Here is a 17,391-nt window from a genome sequence, read left to right as displayed (position 1 = left end):
GCCAAAGCGGAAAGAGAGAGTGAGGCAATCTGGTGCACAGCGATCTGCCCCTGACGCGAGATTTGGTGCTGGTGGGGGGCGGACACGCCCATGCGCTGGTGCTGCGCAAATGGGGGATGGACCCGCTGCCCGGCGCGCGGCTGACCGTCATCAACCCCGGTCCCACCGCGCCCTATACCGGCATGCTGCCCGGTCATATCGCCGGGCATTACGACCGCGATGCCTTGGAGATCGACCTCATGCGCCTTTGTCGCCACGCCGGGGCGCGGTTGATCCTTGGGGAAGCGACGGGGATCGACCGCGCGGCGCGGGAGATCACGGTCGAAGGGCGGGGGGCCGTAGCCTATGATGTGGCGTCGATCGACGTAGGCATCACGGCCAAGATGGACCTGCCGGGATTTGCCGAACACGCGGTCGGGGCCAAGCCGCTCGATCTCTATGCCGCGCGTTGGCGTGCGTTTCTGGCGGCGGTCAGGGCAGGGGAGCAGCCGCCCGAGGTGGCGGTGATCGGCGGCGGTGTGGCGGGCTGCGAGCTTGCCATGGCGATGGCCTTTGCCCTGCGCGAGGCGGGGGGGCAGCCAGCGGTGACGGTGGTGGAGCATGGGCCGCAGCTTTCCGGCATGGCCCGACGGACCGAGACGATGGTGCGGCGGCAGATGGCGGCGCTTGGGGTAACCGTGGCGCTTGAGGCTAAGGTCACGCAGATCACCGACCGGCAGGTGCTCTTGGCGGATGGCGCGCCGATCCCTGCGGCGCTTTGTGTGGGGGCGGCGGGGGCGGTGCCGCAGGGCTGGCTTTCCCAGACCGATCTGCCGCTGCACGCGGGGTTCATCCGCGTCGGGGCCGATCTGGGGGTGGTAGAGGATGACAGGCTCTTCGCCGTCGGCGATTGCGCGCATATGGAGGCCAGCCCGCGCCCCAAGGCCGGTGTCTTTGCCGTGCGGGCGGCGCCGGTGCTGCACGACAACCTGCGCGCGGCGCTCAGCGGCGGGGCACGGCGGGCGTTCAAACCGCAGCGGCATTATCTCAAGCTGATCTCACTCGGCAAGAAAGCCGCCGTGGCGGAGCGGAACGGGCTGGCCCTCGGCGGTGCGCTGCTGTGGCGGTGGAAGGACCGGATCGACCGGAAGTTCATGGACGGGCTCGATGACCTGCCCGCGATGAAGGCTGATGCACTGACGGGCCCGGTGGCCTCGGGCGTGCAGGAGGCGCTGGCGGGCAAGCCGCTTTGTGGTGGATGCGGGGCCAAGGTGGGCGGCGCGGTGCTGGGCGATCTCTTGGCCGAAGTGCAGCCGCCCGTCTCGGGCGATGTGCTCACCGGCGCGGGCGACGATGCGGCGGTGCTGCGCCGCCCCGGCGGCGGCTTTCAGGTGATGAGCACGGATCACCTGCGCGGCTTTGTCGAAGACCCGGCCCTCATGACGCGGATCGCGGCGGTGCACGCCCTGGGCGATGTCTGGGCGATGGGCGCCACGCCGCAGGCAGCGTTGAGTTCGATCATCCTGCCGCGCATGTCGCCCGAATTGCAGGCCCGGACCCTGCGCGAGATCGCGGTGGCCGCGCAGGAGGTGATGACGGGTGCAGGCGCGCAGATCGTGGGTGGCCATACGACCATGGGCGCGGAACTGACCATCGGCTTTACGGTCACCGGCACGCGGGGCGCGAGGCCCATCGGCCTCGGCGGCGCGCAGCCGGGCGATGTGCTGATGCTGACCCGGCCCATCGGGTCGGGGGTGATCCTTGCAGGTCATATGGCAGGGACCGCGCCGGGGCGGGTGGTGGCCGAAGCGCTTGGCGTCATGGCCAGACCGCAGGCGCGGGCGGCGGAGATTTTGGGCAAGGCCCATGCGATGACGGATGTGACGGGCTTTGGCCTTGCCGGACATGTGCAAGCGATCTGCCGTGCCTCGGGATTGGCGGCAGAGCTTTGGGCGGAGGCGGTGCCGATCTACCCCGGCGCGCAGGCGCTGTCGGAACAGGGGGTGGCCTCTTCCTTGCTGGCGGTCAATCAGGCAGATGCCCCGATTGCGGCGGCAGACCCGGTGAACCCGCTTTTCCACGATCCGCAAACCGCCGGGGGGCTGCTGGCGGCCTTGCCCGAGGATGCCGCGAAAGCGGCGCAGGCGCGGTTCATGGCCGAAGGCTTGGCGGGCCATATCATCGGGCGGCTTGAGACGGGCCTGCCCTCTATCCGCCTGCGGTGAAACGGCTGTGCAGCGTGGCGGCGGTCTCGGCCAATGTGCTGTCATCAAGCCGGTCGAGCGTCAGCCGGGCGCGCGGGGCAGGGTTGCGGCTGGCGGCCTTGGCATAGCGCGGGTCGTAATGCTGGCCGATCAGCCCTTCGGCGAGGCTGGCCCAATCGCCCGCGCGGGCTTGGGTCTGCCACTGGGTGATCGTCTCACCGCTATGATAGGGCCGCAGCTTGTCGATGCGGTTTTCCAGCATGGCGGGGTCGGTGGTCAGGTCATCATAGGTCCGGCACAGAAAATCCGCCCGCGCGGCCAAGGAGGCGGCGATCTCAACCCGCGCCGCGTCGCGCATCGCGGCCCACAGCGCGGGCGGCAGGGTGATGTCACCGATCTTGCTGCTCTCGGCTTCGACCCATGTCACCTGCGCGGGGTCGAGCGGCAATAGCGCTTGGGCGAGCTGGGATTCGAACATCTTTTGATGCGGCTGCCCGCCGTCCACCGCACCGAAAAGCGAGCCGCGGTGCTGCGCCAGCCCTTCGAGGTCAAGCACCTGCGCGCCCACCTGCGCCAGATGATGCAACAGCCGTGTCTTGGCCGTGCCGGTGCCGCCTTCGATGAGCATCAGCCGATGCGGCAGGGGCGTGTCGTAGAGTGCCGCGACCACCAGCCGCCGATAGCTGCGGTAGCCGCCGCGCAGAAGCTGCACGCGCCAACCGACCTGATCGAGGATCGTCGAGAATGCCCCCGACCGTTGCCCGCCGCGCCAGCAATAGACCAGCGGCTGCCAGCCGCCGTCTTTATCCGCCAGCGCCGTTTGCAAATGCCGCGCGGTGTTCTGCGCCACCAGCGCCCCGCCGATCTTGCGCGCGTCAAAGGGGCTGACCTGCTTGTAGATCGTGCCCACTTCGGCGCGCTCGGCATCCGACAGCACGGGCAGGTTGATGGCCCCGGGCAGATGATCCTCGGCAAACTCCTTTGGCGCGCGCACGTCGATGATCGTATCGACGTTGAGCGTGGCGAGGTCCGACAGGGCGGTGAGGGTGCAGGGGGTCATCTGGGGGTCCGGCAAAGCCCCGCGCCCCGTGACAGGGCGCGGGGGAATGGCTCAGGCCTTGGCGGCGATCACCAGCACTTCGACCAGATATTCCGGCGTGGCGAGTTTGGACTCGCCGCAGGCGCGGGCGGGGGCTTGGCCCTCGGGCACCCATGCGTCCCAGACGGCGTTCATGGCTTCGAAATCGGCCATGTCGGCCAGCCAGATGGTCGATTGCAGGATGCGGGTCTTGTCGCTGCCGACTTCGGCCAGCAGGGCGTCGACCTTATCAAGGCAATCTTGGGTCTGTTGGGCCACATCCGCCCCCGCCGTACCGACCTGACCGGCAAGGTAGATCACATCGCCATGCTCGACGATCTGGCTCATACGGGTGTTGGTGTGGTGGCGTTTGATCTCGGTCATTCTGTCTCTCCTTTGACGTTGCAAAACTTGTGGCAGCTTTACGTGGGGGAGGCCAGATCAAAGCCTGTCCATCAAGATCTCTCGATCGGGCCGCCCGCTTTTTCCCAGCCGCCGAAACCGTCCTTCAGATGGGCCGCGTCAAACCCCATGTCTTGCAGCGTCGCGACCGAGATGGCCGAGCGCCAGCCAGAGGCGCAGTGAAAGATGAATTTCTTGTCTTGGGCAAAGACCTCTTTGAAATAGGGGCTGTCGGGGTCGACCCAGAACTCCAACATGCCGCGCGGGCAGTGGAAGGCACCGGGGATGAACCCGGTGCGTTCGCGTTCGCGGGGGTCACGCAGGTCGACGAATTGCACGTTTTCGTCGTCGAGCATGGCGATGGCCTCGGGGCTGTCGATCTCTTCGATCCGGGCGCGGGCTTCGGCGACCATTTGCGCGGCGGTTTTCTTGAGGGCCATCGGGGTCTTCTCCTTACAGTTTGTTCAGCAACTCAGGCGTGGGCCAGCCATCGACGGGCATGCCGAGACGTTCCTGTTCGGCCCGCACCGCACCGCGGGTGCCGGAGCCGAGGATGCCATCCACATCGCCCACGTCATAGCCCATGGACTGCAGCTTGCGTTGCAGCGTTTTCATCGCCTCGCCGTCGAGACCGGGGGCCGGGTGGCCCGCGTCATAGACCTGCGCGCCTTCCAGCCTTGTAGCGAAATAGGCGGCGGTCATCACGTAGGTGAAGCTCTGGTTCCACTCGAAATAAACGCGGAAGTTCGGATAGGCGACGAAAGCAGGCCCGCCACGCCCCTGCGGCAGCAGGACGGAGGCGGTCAGCCCCTCGGCCAACGGCCCGTTGCGGGGAGAGACACCCATCGCCTGCCATTCGCTGACGGGTTTCGTGGTCTCCAGCCCGGTTTGCGACCAGTCGAAATCCTGCGGCAGGGTGACTTCGGCCAACCAAGGCTCGCCCGCGCGCCAGCCGAGGCTTTGCAACATCTTGGCACCGGACAAGAGCGCATCGGGGGCGGAGGTCTTGAGCGAGACCGCGCCGTCGCCATCGCCATCGACCCCGTTCTCTAGGATGTCGCGGGGCAGCATCTGCACCATCCCGATCTCACCGGCCCAAGCGCCGGTGGTGGTGGCGGGGTCGAACGCACCGCGCTCGAAAAGCTCCAGCGCCGCGAAAAGCTGCGGGCGGAACAGTTCGGGGCGGCGGCAGTCATGGGAAAGGGTCGCCAACGCGTTGGCGGTGTTGAAGTCGCCTTGGATTGCGCCGTAATCCGTCTCGAACGCCCAGAAGGCCAAGAGCACACCCCGGCTGATGCCATACTCGGCTTCTACCCGGTCGAAGACGGTGTCGTATTTCTCGGCCATGGCGCGGCCCCGGTTGATCCGGTTTTCCGAGATCAGGCGGCGCGAGAATTCGATGAAGGGTTTTTGAAACACCCCTTGGGCCTGATCGGCCCGCAGCACGGCGGGGTCTTGGCGCAGGCCGGCAAAGAACCGCTCGGCCTTGGCGGGGTCCGCACCGTTCGCCACGGCCTGGGCCTTGGCATCGGCAATGAAACTGGAGAAATCCCCGCCGCATTTGGCTTGCGCATAGGCGCTGGCGGGAAGGGTGAGGGCCGCAAGGGCAGCGGCGAGAAACGTGGGGCGCATGGATACCTCTTTGTCACAGACAGGCCAGAACTAGGGCGATTGCCCACATCACCAACCATGCCTGCCAGAGGCGGGTGATGGCCGCATCGATCTCCAAAGGTCCGATGACGCGCGCCCCCGCGCCATGCACCCAAGGAAACTGCTGCACCCGCCCATCATAGCTGCGCGGACCGGCGAGGGCCACACCTATGGCCCGCGCCATGGCGGCTTCCGGCCAACCGGCATTGGGCGAGCGGTGCAGCGCCGCATCGGCTTTGATGTCGCGCCAGCGGTGCAAAACCCCGCCGGGCAGGGCGATCAGCAGCGCGGTGAGCCGTGCGGGGGCGAGGTTCAGAAGGTCGTCCATCCGCGCCGCGGCCCAGCCGAAATCGGCATAGCGCGGGGTGCGATAGCCGATCATACTGTCGGCGGTATTCACGATTTTGTAGACCAGCAGCCCCGGCAGACCGCCCAGCAGGAACCAAAAGGCAGGGGCGATGATCCCATCGCTGAGGTTCTCCGCGCCACTTTCGATGGCCGAGCGGGCGACGCCCTCTGGCGGCATCGCGGCGGTGTCGCGGCTGACGATCATCGCCACGGCGCGGCGCCCTGCGGGCAAGGATTGGCGCAGCCCGTCGGCCACGGCGCGCAGGTGCTCGACGAGGGAACGTTGCGCCAGCAGGATGGCGGTGAGGATGATCTCGACGAGGGGGCCAGCAAGGCTGAGCGCCCAGCCAAGCAGCGCGGCCCCGATCATCAGCGCCAGCAGCAGCGCCACGCCCTTGGCGCGGCGGGTTTGGCCGTGGTTCAGCCGACGATCTCCCCAGCCGATCAGCCGCCCCATCAGCACCGCCGGATGCGGCAGGCGACGCCAGAGCCAGTCCGGCTCACCAAGTGCTGCATCCAGCAGCATGGCCAGCGCGAGGATCGCCGCTGTGCTCATGCCAGCGCCCGCTCCAGCCGCGCCCAACCTATCGAGGGCGGCAGGCCAAGGCGCAGCCAGCGCGGATTGTAGGGGAAGACGCGGCTCCAGATCTGGTGCTGGGCGAGGCGGGTTTGCCAAGCCTGCGCTTCATCGACCTCATAGAGCCGGAAAAGCGGGGTGCCGCCGACGATCTGCGCGCCTGCTGTGGTCATCAGCCCGTCGAGGCGCGTGGCCTCGGCCCCCAGCCGCGCCCGCGTGGCCTCGGCCCATGTTTCATCGCGCAGCGCCGCCGCGCCGATATGCAGCGCGGGGCCGCTGACCGGCCACGGCCCCAGCATCTGTTCAAGCCGCGCCACCAAGGCCGGATCGCCGATCACGAACCCCAGCCGCAGCCCGGCCAGACCCCAGAACTTGCCAAAGCTTTTGAGGATCAGCCCGCCGGGCACCGTGGCCTGCGCCATCAGGGTGGCATCGGGCGTGATGTCGCAAAAGCTCTCATCAATGATGCTGAGCGGGGCTGTCGTCTGTGCCAAGGACCACAACCGCCCGTCGGGGTTGTTGGGATGGACGTGAACGGCGGCTTCGGCCTCGCCCGCCTCGACCACTTGCCAGCCATTCTCGGCGAAGCTGGCGGCATGTTCGTTATAGGTCGGCCCGGGGATGCGCACGCGGCCCTTCGGGGCCAGCGCCGGGATCCGCGCGATGGCCGAGGAGGCCCCCGGCACGGCAAGGATCGCGGCCTCTTCGGGCACCTGCCAAAAGCCGCGGGCGGCGGTCAGCAGCGCGTCTTGCGCCGCGGCATCGGGGAGGGCGGTCCATGCGCCCGCAGACAGGGCAGGTATCGGGTAGGGCGCGGGGTTGATCCCGGTGGAAAGATCGATCCAATCCGACCGCGCTCCGCCGAAACGCGCCGCTGCCGCATCGACACCGCCGCCGTGGTCGCGCTGGTCTGGCTTTTGCATGATCATCCCCCTGCCGTCGTCGCTGCGGTGAAAGCGCAAAAGCGCTGCGCGATCAAGCGCCTTCCACGGGGGCAGGGGGAGGGGAGGTTAGCCGCGCCCGTGCGGCGCGTTGAAGTCCAGCACCGGATTGATCGGGATGATGCGGTGCGGGTTAATCGTGTCATGGCTGTAGTGATAGTGCCGCACGATATGGTCGAAGTTCACCGTCTCGGCCACGCCCGGCACCTGATAGAGCTCGCGCGTATAGGCCCAGATGTTCGGGTAATCGACGATCCGGTGGCGGTTACATTTAAAGTGCAGATGATAGACCTTGTCGAAGCGTACCAGCGTGGTGAAGAGCCGCCAGTCGGCTTCGGTCATCTGCGCGCCCGCAAGGTAGCGGTTCTGCGACAGGATGTGTTCGATCCAATCCAGCGTGTCGAAGAGCGGGTGCACGGCAGCGTCATAGGCCTCTTGCGTGGTGGCGAAGCCAGCTTTGTAGACGCCGTTGTTCAGCGTGTCATAGACGCGGGCGTTCACCTCTTCGATGCGGTCGTGCAGGGGGGCGGGGTAATAGTCATCGCTGTTGCCGGTGATCGCGTTGAAGGCGCTGTTGAACATGCGGATGATCTCGGCGCTTTCATTGCTGACGATGGTCTCGCGCTGTTTGTCCCAGAGGATCGGCACGGTGACGCGGCCCGTGAAATTGGGATCGGCGCGGGTGTAGATGTCGCGCGCATAGGGCAGGCCGAAGAGCGTGTCGCCCGTGGCACCGGGGAAATCCGTGTCAAAGGTCCAGCCCTCGCCCAGCATATCGGGATGTACGACAGAGACGCCGATGTGATCCTCAAGCCCCTTCAACCGGCGGAAGATCAGCGCGCGATGCGCCCATGGGCAGGCATAGCTGACGTAGAGATGGTAGCGGCCCGATTCTGCCTTGAACCCGCCTTCGCCGCTTGGTCCGGCGCTGCCATCGGCGGTGACCCAGTTGCGAAACTTGGCCTCGCTGCGCTCGAATTTTCCGCCCGAGGATTTGGTGTCATACCATTTGTCTTGCCATTTGCCGTCAACCAATAGGCCCATCTTGTTCTCCTTTCCGCGTTTGAGGGTATATCTAGGGCAGGGCGCGAGGGCCGCCCATCTTCATAGGCGCGCAGCCGCTCTGCGCTGATGCAGACTGCCCATACGTCATCAATTCTTAACTTGAATTTTCTACGCTATCCGCCAGCTTAGAGGCATCAGTGGGGGGATTGCGCATGGAAGAATTTCTGTCGAAAGAAATACAGGCGGGGCTGGATGCCGCGCGGATGGCAAGCCTGCGCAAAGGGGCGCGCCTGCGGCTTGAGGTGGGCGGTGATGTCTACCGCGTGCTGCGCATGTGGAAGACCGGTTTCTCCGTCGATGCACAGGATGCGCCGAAGCTGCGCGGGCTGGTCGATCTCTATGACGGCAGCCTGCATCTGTTCCAATGTCTCATCGTGGCGAGCGAGGAAGAAGCGGGCGAGATGCGCTATGAGTTCAAACGCGCCACCGCCGTGGCGGACCGTCCGCCGCTTGACTTCGAGCGCCCCGCCGATGCGCCGCTGGGTCTGATCGAAGACAGCCGCGCCTGAAAGGGCGGCACGGCGGGGCCGCCCCGCCGCGCCGTTTCGTTACTGCAAATCGCTGAAAGCTTTGGCCAGCCGCTCGCAGGCTTCCTCGACCCGCGCGCGCGGGGTGGCGAGGTTGAAGCGCATGAAGCTTTCGCCCCCCGTGCCAAAGGTGGCGCCGTGGTTGGCGGCGATGGCGGCGCTTTTCTCGACACGGTCCTGAAACTCTGCGGGCGCCATGCCGGTGCCCGAAAAGTCCACCCAAGCCAGATAGGTCGATTCCAGCGGCATCGAGCGCAGCCCCGGGATCGCGTTCACCGCCTCGTCGAACAGCTTTCGGTTGCCATCGAGATAGGCGGTCAGCTTGTCGACCCAAGCGGCCCCCTCGGGCGAATAGGCGGCGGTTGCCATGATCAGCCCATATGAGTTGGCCGACACGCCCAAGGCCGCCATGCGCCGCGCAAAGCGCGCGCGCAGCTTGGGGTCGTGGATGATGACGTTTCCGGTGTGGCCGCCCGCGATGTTGAAGGTCTTGGTCGTGGCGGTCATCATCACCAGACGGTCCTCGATCCCGTCGATCTGGGCCATGGGGATATGCTTGTGCCCCGGCATCACCAGATCATGGTGGATCTCATCCGAGACCAGCACCAGATCGTGCCGCTTGGCGAAGTCGGCCACGCCTTGCAGTTCCTCACGGCTCCAGACCCGCCCGCCGGGGTTATGCGGCGAACAGAGGATCACCATCTTCTCATCCCCGGTCATCAAGGCGTCATAGGCGTCGAAATCCATCTCGTAACGGCCCGAGGCATTGGTCAGCGGGCATTCCACCACCCGGCGCTCGGCGGCGTTAATCACGCGGGCGAAGGCGTGATAGACCGGGGTGAACAGCACCACCCCATCGCCGGGCTGGGTGAAGGCATCGACGCATATGGCGGTGCCGTTCACCAAGCCATGCGTGGTAAAGATCGCCTCGGCGTCGACCTTCCAGCCGTGGCGGTTTTCCATCCACCATTGGATCGCGGCAAGGTATTTGCTGTCGTCGCCGAAATACCCGTGCACCCCGTGGTTGATCTGGGCCTGAAGCGCGTCCTGCACCACCTGCGGGGGGCGAAAATCCATGTCGGCCACCCACATGGCGATGCCGGTATCCGCAGGCACGCCATAGATCGCTTCCATCTTGTCCCATTTCGCACAATGGGTGCCGCGCCGGTCGATGATGTCGTCAAAGCTCATGCTGGTCTCTCCTGATATTGCGGCCAAGCTAACGGCTGCCGCAGGCGCTGCAAGCCCCCGGTTGCGCGATGCACGGGCATGGCCTAAATGAGCGGGATGAAACGCCCGATCCTTTTGCACCCCGATCCACGGCTCAAGAAAGCCGCAGCCCCCGTCGCCGATCTGAGCGACGAGTTGCGTGTGCTGGGCGATGATATGTTGACCACCATGTATGATGCGCCGGGCATCGGCCTTGCCGCGCCGCAGATCGGCGTGTCGAGCCGGGTCATCGTGCTGGATTGCGTCAAGGAAGAGGGCGAAGCGCCCCGGCCCTTGCTGATGTTCAACCCCGAAATCGTGGCTTCTTCGGACGGGCTCAACACCTATGAAGAAGGGTGTCTCAGCATCCCTGATCAATATGCCGAGGTGACCCGCCCGGCGGAGGTTGAGGTGCGCTGGCTCGACCGCGATGGGAAAGAGCAGCAGGAGGCGTTCGACGGGCTTTGGGCGACCTGCGTTCAGCATGAGATCGACCACCTCGACGGCAAGCTTTTCATCGACTACCTCAAGCCGCTGAAGCGTCAGATGATCACCCGCAAGATGGTCAAGCTGAAGCGCGAGCTGGCGCGCGGATGAGCGTGCTGGAGGTTCTCCGCTGGCCCGATCCGCGTCTGGCCGAAATCTGCGCCCCGGTCGAAGAGATCACGCCAGAGATCGAACGCCTCGCCGCAGATATGCTTGAGACGATGTATGCCGCCCCGGGCCGTGGCCTTGCCGGGCCGCAGGTGGGCGCGATGCTGCGTATCTTCGTGATGGATGCGGGGTGGAAAGAGGGCAAGTCCGACCCGTTGGTCTGCATCAATCCGATGTTTCAAGAGATCGGCGAAGAACGGGTGACCAATACCGAAGGTTGTCTTAGCATCCCCGGCATCAGCACCGATATTTCGCGCCCCGCGCAGGTGCAGATGGTCTGGACCGGCCTCAACGGTGGCCGCTATGTGCAGAGCATGGAAGGCGCCTCTGCGCTGATCGCGCAGCATGAGATGGATCACCTCGATGGCGTGGTGACCTTCGACCACCTCGATGCGGAGACCCGCGCGGCCAAGATTGCGGAGTTCAACGCCCAATGACCCTACGCCGCTATGTTCCATGGCCCGACAAACGCCTGCGCAGCCCCGCCGCCCCGATTGAGACGGTGACGGATGAAATCCGCACCCTCTGGGATGATATGATCGAGACGATGGACGCCATGCCCGGCGTCGGCCTTGCCGCGCCGCAGATTGGGGTGATGTTGCAGGTCGCCGTCGTCGATGCCTCGGAAGCGCGCAACAAACGCATCCGGCTGGCGAACCCGGTGATCGTAGATGCCTCTGCCGTGTTGCATCCTTACGAGGAGGCCAGCCCCAATCTGCCCGGTTTCAGCGCCGTGATCCGCCGCCCGCGCGGGGTGAAGGTGCGCTTTCTCGATGAGACGGGGGCCGAGGTGGAGCGTGATTTCGTCGGGCTGGAAGCGGTGAGCGTGCAGCACCAGATCGACCATCTGGCGGGCAAGATGTATTTTGACAACCTCAGCAAAACCAAGCGCGACATGCTGTTGCGCAAGGCCCGCAAACAGAACGGCTGACGGCGCTCTCCAAGGTGCTGTCCGGCAGGAGTGAACAGATGCGACTGATCTTCATGGGCACGCCCGATTTCTCGGTGCCGATCCTCGATGCGCTGGTGCAGGCCGGGCATGAGATCTGCGCGGTCTATTGCCAGCCACCCCGCCCCGCCGGGCGCGGCAAGAAGCCCCGTCCCAGCCCGGTGCAGCAGCGCGCCGAGGCGCTTGGTCTGCGGGTGCGCCATCCGGTATCGCTCAAACACCCCGAGCCGCAGGAGGAGTTCGCCGCGCTTGAGGCCGATGCGGCGGTGGTCGTGGCCTACGGTCTGATCCTGCCGCAGCCCATTCTCGACGCGCCGAAACATGGCTGCCTCAACATCCACGCCAGCCTGCTGCCGCGCTGGCGCGGGGCGGCGCCCATTCACCGTGCGATCATGGCGGGCGACGAAAAGACCGGCGTGTGCATCATGCAGATGGAAGCGGGGCTTGATACCGGACCGGTGCTGCTGTGCGAAGAGACCGAGATCGGCAAGGCTGAGACCACGGCGCAATTGCATGACCGGCTAAGCGCCATGGGCGCGGTGGCGATCAACAAGGCGCTGTCGCACCTGACCGATCTGACGCCGCAGCCTCAGCCCGAAGAGGGCGTCACCTATGCGGCCAAGATCGACAAGGCCGAAGCGCGCATCGACTGGACCCGCCCGGCGGTCGAGGTGGATCGTCTGATCCGCGGGCTCTCGCCCTTTCCCGGCGCGTGGTTCGAGCTTGACGGCCAGCGGGTGAAAGTCCTCGGCTCGGTGCTGGACGAGGGCACCGGCGCGCCGGGCGAGGTGCTGTCGGAGGCGTTGCGCATCGCCTGCGGCGACGGGGCGGTGCGGCTGACGCGGCTACAGCGCGCGGGCAAAGGCGTGCAGGAGGCGGATGTGTTCCAACGCGGGGCGCAGATCGCGACAGGTGTGCGTCTGAGCTAAGGCCGAGCGTTCAGCTTTTGGGCGGGGTGCTTTTGTAGACCGGCAGATGCCAGCCAAAATAGAGTGACCCGGCACGCAGCACCCAAGTCGTCGCAGCGCAGGCCAGCAGCGGGTAGAGCGTGCCATCGAAATAGGGCGCCAGCAGCACGGCGACGGCGGCACCAGAGAGCGCCGCGGTGGCGTAAAGCTCGCCTTGGGTCAGCACCAGCGGCAGCTGCCCCACCACCACATCGCGCATCAGACCGCCCATACAGCCGGTGATCATGCCCATGACAATGATGATCGGCGCGGATTGCTCTTGCGCCATCGCCACACCGACACCCGCCGCGACAGCGACAGCCAGCGCCAGACTGTCGAGCCAGATCAGAGTGCGAAAGCGGCTTTCGAGCAAGTGGGCGGTGAAAAACACCACCAGCGCCGCCACGATGGCCACGCCGAGCATACTGGGCGTCTCGATCCAGAAGATCGGGTTGCGGTCGAGCAAGAGGTCGCGGATCGTGCCGCCGCCCACGGCGGTTAGGCAGGCGATAAAGGCAAAACCCACGATATCAAGCTGCGCCCGGCTGGCGACAAGCGCACCGGTGATGGCAAAGACCAGCACGGCGGCATAGTCCAGCAGGGCCAGCAGGGTCACTTCTTGCCACCGGGTTTGAACGGCGCCATGCCCGCGCGGGCCAGTTCATCGGCGCGCTCGTTCTCGGGGTGGCCGGCGTGGCCCTTGACCCATTTCCACGTCACATTGTGCCGCGCGTTCGCGGCGTCCAGCCGTTGCCAAAGCTCGGCATTCTTGACCGGCTTTTTGGCCGCGTTCTTCCAACCGTTCTTTTTCCAGCCGAAGATCCAGCCGGTGATGCCGTTCTTGACGTAGTTGCTATCGGTCACCAGCGTGATCTCGGTCGGTCGGCTGAGCGATTCCAGCGCCGAGATCGCGGCCATCAACTCCATGCGGTTGTTGGTGGTCTGCGCCTCGCCGCCCTTCAACTCGCGTTCCTTGACGATCTTGTCGCCCTCCTTCGCGCGCATCAGCACGCCCCAGCCGCCGGGGCCGGGATTGCCCGAACAGGCACCGTCAGTATAGGCGTAGAGGTCAGGCATGGGTATCTCCGGCAGTTTCCAGCGCGGTTTAGGCGGCTGGCGCGCGGCGGTCAATCAGGCGGGTTGGCGCAGAACGCGCGGCACCTTGAATTCCACGTTTTCCTGCGCGGTTTCGACCAGATCGGTGGTCACGTCGTAGCGCGCTTTGAAGGCGTCGATCACCTCGTTGATCAGCACTTCGGGGGCCGATGCGCCCGCCGTGATGCCGATGCTGCCGATGCCCTCCAGCGCGCGCCAGTCGATGTCTTCGGCCCGCTGCACCAGTTGCGCATAGGCGCAGCCCGCGCGGGCGCCGACTTCGACCAGCCGTTTGGAGTTCGAGGAATTCGGCGCGCCCACCACCAGCATCGCGTCGCATTTGGGCGCCATGGCCTTGACCGCTTCCTGACGGTTGGTCGTGGCGTAGCAGATGTCTTCTTTATGCGGGCCGATGATGGCGGGGAAACGCGCCTGTAGGGCGGCCACGATATCGGCGGTGTCATCGACGCTGAGCGTGGTCTGGGTGACATAGGCCAAACGCTCCTCATCGCGCACGGTGACGCTGGCCACATCCTCAGGCGTTTCCACGAGCAGCACATCGCCTTCGGGCAACTGGCCCATGGTGCCGATCGTCTCAGGGTGGCCCGCATGGCCGATCATGATGATCTGAAGGCCCGCATCCGCGTGCCGCTGCGCCTCGATATGCACCTTGGAGACCAGCGGGCAGGTGGCATCGACATAGATCATGTTGCGCGCCTGCGCCGCCGAGGGCACGGATTTCGGCACCCCATGGGCGGAAAAGATCACCGGGCGGTCGTCGGGGCATTCGGAGAGTTCCTCGACAAAGACCGCGCCCTTGTCGCGCAGCCCGTCGACGACGAATTTGTTGTGCACGATTTCATGGCGTACATAGACCGGCGCACCCCACTTCTCGATCGCCATTTCGACGATCTTGATCGCCCGGTCCACGCCCGCACAGAATCCGCGCGGCGCGGCGAGGTAGAGGGTAAGAGGCGGTTTGGTCATGGCGAAATCTCCGGACGGTTGGCGCAGAGGTAAGGGCTTGGGCCCGCTTCGTCCAGCCCGTCAGTCCGACTTGGGCGCAGGCTCGCCCGCCGTGGCGTGGACCAATGCTGCCGCCTGCGCCCGGTTGCGGATGCCAAGCTTGCGGTAGCCGGATTTCGCATAGTCCGACACGGTATGGATCGAGAGGTTGCAGCGATGCGCGGTCTGCTGGCGGGAGTAGCCATGGGCCAGCAGGTTCACCACTTCGGCTTCGCGCGGGCTGAGTTTGCCGAAGGCAGAGGGGTTCTCGGGCAGGGGCAGGGGCGCGGTGCCGGTCAGGTCTTCGATCCGGCGGTGCATCAGCAGGCAGAAGAGGCGCAGATCCTCGGCAATATCGCTAAAGGCGCGTTCGAAGGCTTCGGCCTCCATCCCGTTGCCAACGATGAAACCGCCAAAACGTTCGGAGCCCTTCAGCCGCATCGGCACGGCAAAGGCGGCATGCAGCCCTTCGCGGCCTGCGCGGGCGATTAGCGAATGCTCGGACGGGGTGACATCGGGGTAGAGGTGCACGAAGGCTTGGCCGATCGTCAGGACATCATAGCTGTTGCACGAATGGTGCAGGAATGGGTCATCCTCGGGCGGGAGATCATCGTAGAGATCGGGGATGGTGGACAGGAACTGGGCATCTTTAAAATCCGCCCCGACACTGATGTGGACGGCGTGGGTAAAGCCGGCCTCTCGGAAAGTCTTTACGATCCCATCCCAAAGCGCGCTTACATCTTGCAGCTTTTCCAAACGTACTGCGGCATCGAACAGCATCTTCCCTCACTTTCCCCCCTTTTTCGGGGGATCGTCTACTTCTACGGGAGCAGGTAGTATGGGATCAAGGGGAACGCATGGGTTCATGTGCTGTATTGTATCTTCCCTGGGGTATTTTAAAAATTTCACAGGCCAGTGACGCCGCAGTCGCTGGCCTGGTATTTGTATGCCCATCATCCTGACGCTACGCACAGTAAGGCCGCTGCCGCACGGGGGCGGCATGGTTCTGCGCGAAACGGAGTTGCGTCTTTTATTCGTGCGGTGCGGGGTCGCGCGGCGGGCGGCCGATCACATCACGCAGATCGTCAAGCTCGATAAAGTTGTCTGCTTGGCGGCGCAGGTCATCCGAGATCATCGGCGGTTGGCTGCGGATCGTGGAAACGACCGAGACGCGCACGCCTTGGCGTTGCAGGCTTTCTACCAACGGGCGGAAATCACCATCACCAGAGAAGATCACGATGTGATCGACGCGCGGGGCAAGTTCCATCGCATCGACGGCCAGTTCGATGTCCATGTCGCCTTTGACTTTGCGGCGGCCCATGCTGTCGGTGTATTCCTTGGCCGGTTTCGTGACCATGGAAAAGCCGTTGTAGTTCAACCAGTCGACAAGCGGGCGGATCGGCGAATATTCATCGTTTTCCAACAGCGCGGTGTAGTAGAAGGCGCGCAGCAGCTTGCCGCGGCGCATGAACTCCTGCCGCAGCAGCTTGTAGTCGATGTCGAAGCCCAGCGTCTTTGCCGCGGCGTAGAGGTTGGAGCCATCTATAAAAAGCGCCAACCGCTCATCTTTGTAGAACATTAAACTATCCTTTCGGCAGGCTTCGCCGTATTCCCGGTTTGAACTGTAATTGCCGCGGATTAACAAATCCGTGACCTCTGGCGATGCCCCCACATCAGGGTGCATAACTAAGGCTTTTTAACGATGTCGCAAGACCCCGGGGATATGGAATTAAGCAGTAGAGAGCCTATACGAAAGTATAGTCTTCTGGTTGCGCTTGGCGGGAACCTTGCATCATCCGTGGGTAACCCTCGGGAAACGCTGAAATCGGCGTTAAAGCTATTGCAAACGTCTGGCGCGGTGATTCGCGCCACTAGTGCATTCTATCATACACCGGCCTTTCCCGCAGGGGCGGGGCCGGACTATGTGAACGCCGCCGCATGGCTCGAAGCGCCCTGGGAACCGCAAAAGGCGCTTGGCGTCTTGCACCGGATTGAGGCGCAGATGGGGCGCGAACGGGTGCAACGCTGGGGGCAGCGGACCTTGGATCTGGATCTGCTGGCCTGCGATGATATCGTGTTGCCTGACCGCCAGACCCACAAGATGTGGCGCGATTTGCCCTTGGAGGCGCAGATCGGCCGCACACCGGATCAATTGATCCTGCCACATCCCCGGCTACAGGATCGCGCTTTCGTCTTGGTGCCTCTGGCTGATGTGGCCCCCGATTGGGTGCATCCGCTGCTTGGAAAGCCGGTGCGCGCCCTGCTCGAAGCCCTGCCTAAGCGGGATCGTGCCGAGGTGCGGCGGCTGCAATAACGGCTTGTAAATCTGCCCGAGGCGGCTTAAATACCGCACTTCTGGCAGCAAATGAGATATTGGAGGCTTCATGGCCCGCGTCACCGTCGAAGATTGTGTGGATAAGGTTCCGAACCGTTTCGAACTCGTCATGCTGGCCGCGCATCGTGCCCGAGAGATCTCTGCCGGATCGCAGCTGACCGTTGACCGTGACAACGACAAGAACCCCGTCGTTTCCTTGCGCGAAATCGCCGAAGAAACACAGTCGGCCGATGACCTGCGCGAGCGGCTGATCGAAAGCAACCAAAGCCAGATCGAAGTCGATGAGCCCGAAGAAGACGCCATGGCGCTTCTGATGGGTGCCGAAGAGGACAAGCCCGAAGAAGACAGCATGTCCGAAGAAATGTTGCTGCGCCAGTTGATGGCCGCACAGGGGCAGGGCTAACCCCCGCGCCCCGGCCGGGGCTA

Annotated in this window: 21 protein-coding genes; 8 read left to right on the top strand and 13 right to left on the bottom strand. The window is 64.8% G+C overall.

Annotation, left to right across the window (positions count from 1 at the left end; translation table 11 throughout):
• The first annotated feature begins 32 nt into the window (after positions 1-32).
• Positions 33-2,204 (top strand): selenide, water dikinase SelD, encoded by a 2,172-nt coding sequence (selD, locus tag ACGYLC_RS00805; protein ID WP_394421076.1) that lies wholly within the window; start codon positions 33-35, stop codon positions 2,202-2,204.
• Here selD and mnmH read toward each other — a convergent pair.
• The 7 genes from mnmH to ACGYLC_RS00770 all read right to left on the bottom strand — a co-directional run bounded on the left by mnmH (position 2,188) and on the right by ACGYLC_RS00770 (position 8,223).
• Entirely contained in the window at positions 2,188-3,243 is a 1,056-nt protein-coding gene (mnmH, locus tag ACGYLC_RS00800; protein ID WP_394421074.1) for a tRNA 2-selenouridine(34) synthase MnmH, read from the bottom strand. The two genes, selD and mnmH, sit on opposite strands and share 17 nt — an antisense overlap.
• Before the next feature lie 51 nt (positions 3,244-3,294).
• On the bottom strand, positions 3,295-3,645 hold the full coding sequence (locus tag ACGYLC_RS00795; protein ID WP_067265627.1) for a RidA family protein: 351 nt from the start codon (positions 3,643-3,645) through the stop codon (positions 3,295-3,297).
• 71 nt (positions 3,646-3,716) lie between these two features.
• Positions 3,717-4,103, bottom strand: a complete 387-nt coding sequence (locus ACGYLC_RS00790) for a rhodanese-like domain-containing protein (RefSeq protein ID WP_394421072.1) — start codon at positions 4,101-4,103, stop codon at positions 3,717-3,719.
• 13 nt (positions 4,104-4,116) lie between these two features.
• Positions 4,117-5,295, bottom strand: coding sequence for a lytic murein transglycosylase (locus tag ACGYLC_RS00785; RefSeq protein WP_394421071.1), 1,179 nt, complete (start codon positions 5,293-5,295; stop codon positions 4,117-4,119).
• A 13-nt stretch (positions 5,296-5,308) separates the two neighbouring features.
• Positions 5,309-6,217, bottom strand: a complete 909-nt coding sequence (gene cbiB / locus ACGYLC_RS00780) for an adenosylcobinamide-phosphate synthase CbiB (protein WP_394421069.1) — start codon at positions 6,215-6,217, stop codon at positions 5,309-5,311.
• Positions 6,214-7,167 (bottom strand): threonine-phosphate decarboxylase CobD, encoded by a 954-nt coding sequence (gene cobD / locus ACGYLC_RS00775; RefSeq protein ID WP_394421067.1) that lies wholly within the window; start codon positions 7,165-7,167, stop codon positions 6,214-6,216. The genes cbiB and cobD overlap by 4 nt, the downstream gene beginning before the upstream one ends.
• A gap of 81 nt (positions 7,168-7,248) precedes the next feature.
• Entirely contained in the window at positions 7,249-8,223 is a 975-nt protein-coding gene (locus tag ACGYLC_RS00770) for a glutathione S-transferase family protein (RefSeq protein ID WP_394421065.1), read from the bottom strand.
• A gap of 173 nt (positions 8,224-8,396) precedes the next feature.
• On the opposite strand from ACGYLC_RS00770, the gene ACGYLC_RS00765 reads away from it, so the two are divergent.
• Positions 8,397-8,753, top strand: coding sequence for a hypothetical protein (locus ACGYLC_RS00765; protein ID WP_394403828.1), 357 nt, complete (start codon positions 8,397-8,399; stop codon positions 8,751-8,753).
• 39 nt (positions 8,754-8,792) lie between these two features.
• On the opposite strand, the gene ACGYLC_RS00760 is transcribed toward ACGYLC_RS00765, so the two are convergent.
• Positions 8,793-9,962 (bottom strand): MalY/PatB family protein, encoded by a 1,170-nt coding sequence (locus ACGYLC_RS00760; protein ID WP_394421064.1) that lies wholly within the window; start codon positions 9,960-9,962, stop codon positions 8,793-8,795.
• A gap of 96 nt (positions 9,963-10,058) precedes the next feature.
• On the opposite strand from ACGYLC_RS00760, the gene def (ACGYLC_RS00755) reads away from it, so the two are divergent.
• From def (ACGYLC_RS00755) to fmt, 4 genes are read left to right on the top strand one after another with little or no spacing between them, the layout of a single operon-like run.
• Positions 10,059-10,577 carry a peptide deformylase gene (gene def, locus ACGYLC_RS00755; RefSeq protein ID WP_394421063.1) on the top strand — a complete coding sequence of 173 codons (519 nt, stop codon included), beginning with the start codon at positions 10,059-10,061 and terminating at the stop codon, positions 10,575-10,577.
• Positions 10,574-11,071 carry a peptide deformylase gene (def, locus tag ACGYLC_RS00750; RefSeq protein ID WP_394421061.1) on the top strand — a complete coding sequence of 166 codons (498 nt, stop codon included), beginning with the start codon at positions 10,574-10,576 and terminating at the stop codon, positions 11,069-11,071. Before def (ACGYLC_RS00755) ends, def (ACGYLC_RS00750) begins: the two co-directional genes overlap by 4 nt.
• Positions 11,068-11,565: a peptide deformylase gene (gene def, locus ACGYLC_RS00745; RefSeq protein ID WP_394403823.1), complete on the top strand. Its 498-nt coding sequence runs from the start codon at positions 11,068-11,070 to the stop codon at positions 11,563-11,565. The genes def (ACGYLC_RS00750) and def (ACGYLC_RS00745) overlap by 4 nt, the downstream gene beginning before the upstream one ends.
• 38 nt (positions 11,566-11,603) lie before the next feature.
• Positions 11,604-12,512 carry a methionyl-tRNA formyltransferase gene (gene fmt / locus ACGYLC_RS00740; RefSeq protein WP_394421059.1) on the top strand — a complete coding sequence of 303 codons (909 nt, stop codon included), beginning with the start codon at positions 11,604-11,606 and terminating at the stop codon, positions 12,510-12,512.
• 10 nt (positions 12,513-12,522) lie between these two features.
• On the opposite strand, the gene ACGYLC_RS00735 is transcribed toward fmt, so the two are convergent.
• The 5 genes from ACGYLC_RS00735 to ACGYLC_RS00715 form a co-directional block, all read right to left on the bottom strand.
• Entirely contained in the window at positions 12,523-13,146 is a 624-nt protein-coding gene (locus ACGYLC_RS00735) for a trimeric intracellular cation channel family protein (RefSeq protein ID WP_168612655.1), read from the bottom strand.
• Positions 13,143-13,607: a ribonuclease HI gene (rnhA, locus tag ACGYLC_RS00730; protein WP_394421057.1), complete on the bottom strand. Its 465-nt coding sequence runs from the start codon at positions 13,605-13,607 to the stop codon at positions 13,143-13,145. The genes ACGYLC_RS00735 and rnhA overlap by 4 nt, the downstream gene beginning before the upstream one ends.
• A 54-nt stretch (positions 13,608-13,661) precedes the next feature.
• Positions 13,662-14,612 carry a 4-hydroxy-3-methylbut-2-enyl diphosphate reductase gene (gene ispH, locus ACGYLC_RS00725; RefSeq protein ID WP_394421056.1) on the bottom strand — a complete coding sequence of 317 codons (951 nt, stop codon included), beginning with the start codon at positions 14,610-14,612 and terminating at the stop codon, positions 13,662-13,664.
• 60 nt (positions 14,613-14,672) lie between these two features.
• The gene (locus tag ACGYLC_RS00720) at positions 14,673-15,410 is read right to left on the bottom strand and encodes a helix-turn-helix transcriptional regulator (RefSeq protein ID WP_394403364.1); all 738 of its coding nucleotides are present in this window, start codon (positions 15,408-15,410) and stop codon (positions 14,673-14,675) included.
• A gap of 250 nt (positions 15,411-15,660) precedes the next feature.
• On the bottom strand, positions 15,661-16,209 hold the full coding sequence (locus ACGYLC_RS00715; RefSeq protein ID WP_394403362.1) for an NYN domain-containing protein: 549 nt from the start codon (positions 16,207-16,209) through the stop codon (positions 15,661-15,663).
• A 123-nt stretch (positions 16,210-16,332) separates the two neighbouring features.
• Here ACGYLC_RS00715 and folK point away from each other — a divergent pair, with 123 nt between their 5' ends.
• Together folK and rpoZ are read left to right on the top strand one after the other, a co-directional pair.
• Positions 16,333-16,944: a 2-amino-4-hydroxy-6-hydroxymethyldihydropteridine diphosphokinase gene (gene folK / locus ACGYLC_RS00710; RefSeq protein WP_394421054.1), complete on the top strand. Its 612-nt coding sequence runs from the start codon at positions 16,333-16,335 to the stop codon at positions 16,942-16,944.
• Between the two features lie 70 nt (positions 16,945-17,014).
• Positions 17,015-17,368: a DNA-directed RNA polymerase subunit omega gene (gene rpoZ, locus ACGYLC_RS00705; RefSeq protein ID WP_067264606.1), complete on the top strand. Its 354-nt coding sequence runs from the start codon at positions 17,015-17,017 to the stop codon at positions 17,366-17,368.
• The last annotated feature ends 23 nt before the right edge of the window (positions 17,369-17,391 follow it).

The sequence above is a fragment of the Sulfitobacter sp. 1A12157 genome, assembly GCF_043557345.1.
GTDB lineage: Bacteria > Pseudomonadota > Alphaproteobacteria > Rhodobacterales > Rhodobacteraceae > Sulfitobacter.
Note: the sequence above shows the minus strand (reverse complement) of the source record. Positions and strands in the feature narration are given on the sequence as shown.

What these genes read in the sequence shown, in the direction of transcription:
- ACGYLC_RS00785 (WP_394421071.1), bottom strand. Translation starts at nt 5,295, where the DNA reads ATGCGCCCCACGTTTCTCGCCGCTGCCCTTGCGGCCCTCACCCTTCCC.
- ACGYLC_RS00765 (WP_394403828.1), top strand. Translation starts at nt 8,397, where the DNA reads ATGGAAGAATTTCTGTCGAAAGAAATACAGGCGGGGCTGGATGCCGCG.
- cbiB (WP_394421069.1), bottom strand. Translation starts at nt 6,217, where the DNA reads ATGAGCACAGCGGCGATCCTCGCGCTGGCCATGCTGCTGGATGCAGCA.
- folK (WP_394421054.1), top strand. Translation starts at nt 16,333, where the DNA reads ATGTCGCAAGACCCCGGGGATATGGAATTAAGCAGTAGAGAGCCTATA.
- def (WP_394421063.1), top strand. Translation starts at nt 10,059, where the DNA reads ATGAAACGCCCGATCCTTTTGCACCCCGATCCACGGCTCAAGAAAGCC.
- mnmH (WP_394421074.1), bottom strand. Translation starts at nt 3,243, where the DNA reads ATGACCCCCTGCACCCTCACCGCCCTGTCGGACCTCGCCACGCTCAAC.
- ACGYLC_RS00770 (WP_394421065.1), bottom strand. Translation starts at nt 8,223, where the DNA reads ATGGGCCTATTGGTTGACGGCAAATGGCAAGACAAATGGTATGACACC.
- ispH (WP_394421056.1), bottom strand. Translation starts at nt 14,612, where the DNA reads ATGACCAAACCGCCTCTTACCCTCTACCTCGCCGCGCCGCGCGGATTC.
- rnhA (WP_394421057.1), bottom strand. Translation starts at nt 13,607, where the DNA reads ATGCCTGACCTCTACGCCTATACTGACGGTGCCTGTTCGGGCAATCCC.
- def (WP_394421061.1), top strand. Translation starts at nt 10,574, where the DNA reads ATGAGCGTGCTGGAGGTTCTCCGCTGGCCCGATCCGCGTCTGGCCGAA.
- rpoZ (WP_067264606.1), top strand. Translation starts at nt 17,015, where the DNA reads ATGGCCCGCGTCACCGTCGAAGATTGTGTGGATAAGGTTCCGAACCGT.
- ACGYLC_RS00790 (WP_394421072.1), bottom strand. Translation starts at nt 4,103, where the DNA reads ATGGCCCTCAAGAAAACCGCCGCGCAAATGGTCGCCGAAGCCCGCGCC.
- def (WP_394403823.1), top strand. Translation starts at nt 11,068, where the DNA reads ATGACCCTACGCCGCTATGTTCCATGGCCCGACAAACGCCTGCGCAGC.
- ACGYLC_RS00720 (WP_394403364.1), bottom strand. Translation starts at nt 15,410, where the DNA reads ATGCTGTTCGATGCCGCAGTACGTTTGGAAAAGCTGCAAGATGTAAGC.
- fmt (WP_394421059.1), top strand. Translation starts at nt 11,604, where the DNA reads ATGCGACTGATCTTCATGGGCACGCCCGATTTCTCGGTGCCGATCCTC.
- ACGYLC_RS00760 (WP_394421064.1), bottom strand. Translation starts at nt 9,962, where the DNA reads ATGAGCTTTGACGACATCATCGACCGGCGCGGCACCCATTGTGCGAAA.
- cobD (WP_394421067.1), bottom strand. Translation starts at nt 7,167, where the DNA reads ATGATCATGCAAAAGCCAGACCAGCGCGACCACGGCGGCGGTGTCGAT.
- ACGYLC_RS00795 (WP_067265627.1), bottom strand. Translation starts at nt 3,645, where the DNA reads ATGACCGAGATCAAACGCCACCACACCAACACCCGTATGAGCCAGATC.
- ACGYLC_RS00715 (WP_394403362.1), bottom strand. Translation starts at nt 16,209, where the DNA reads ATGTTCTACAAAGATGAGCGGTTGGCGCTTTTTATAGATGGCTCCAAC.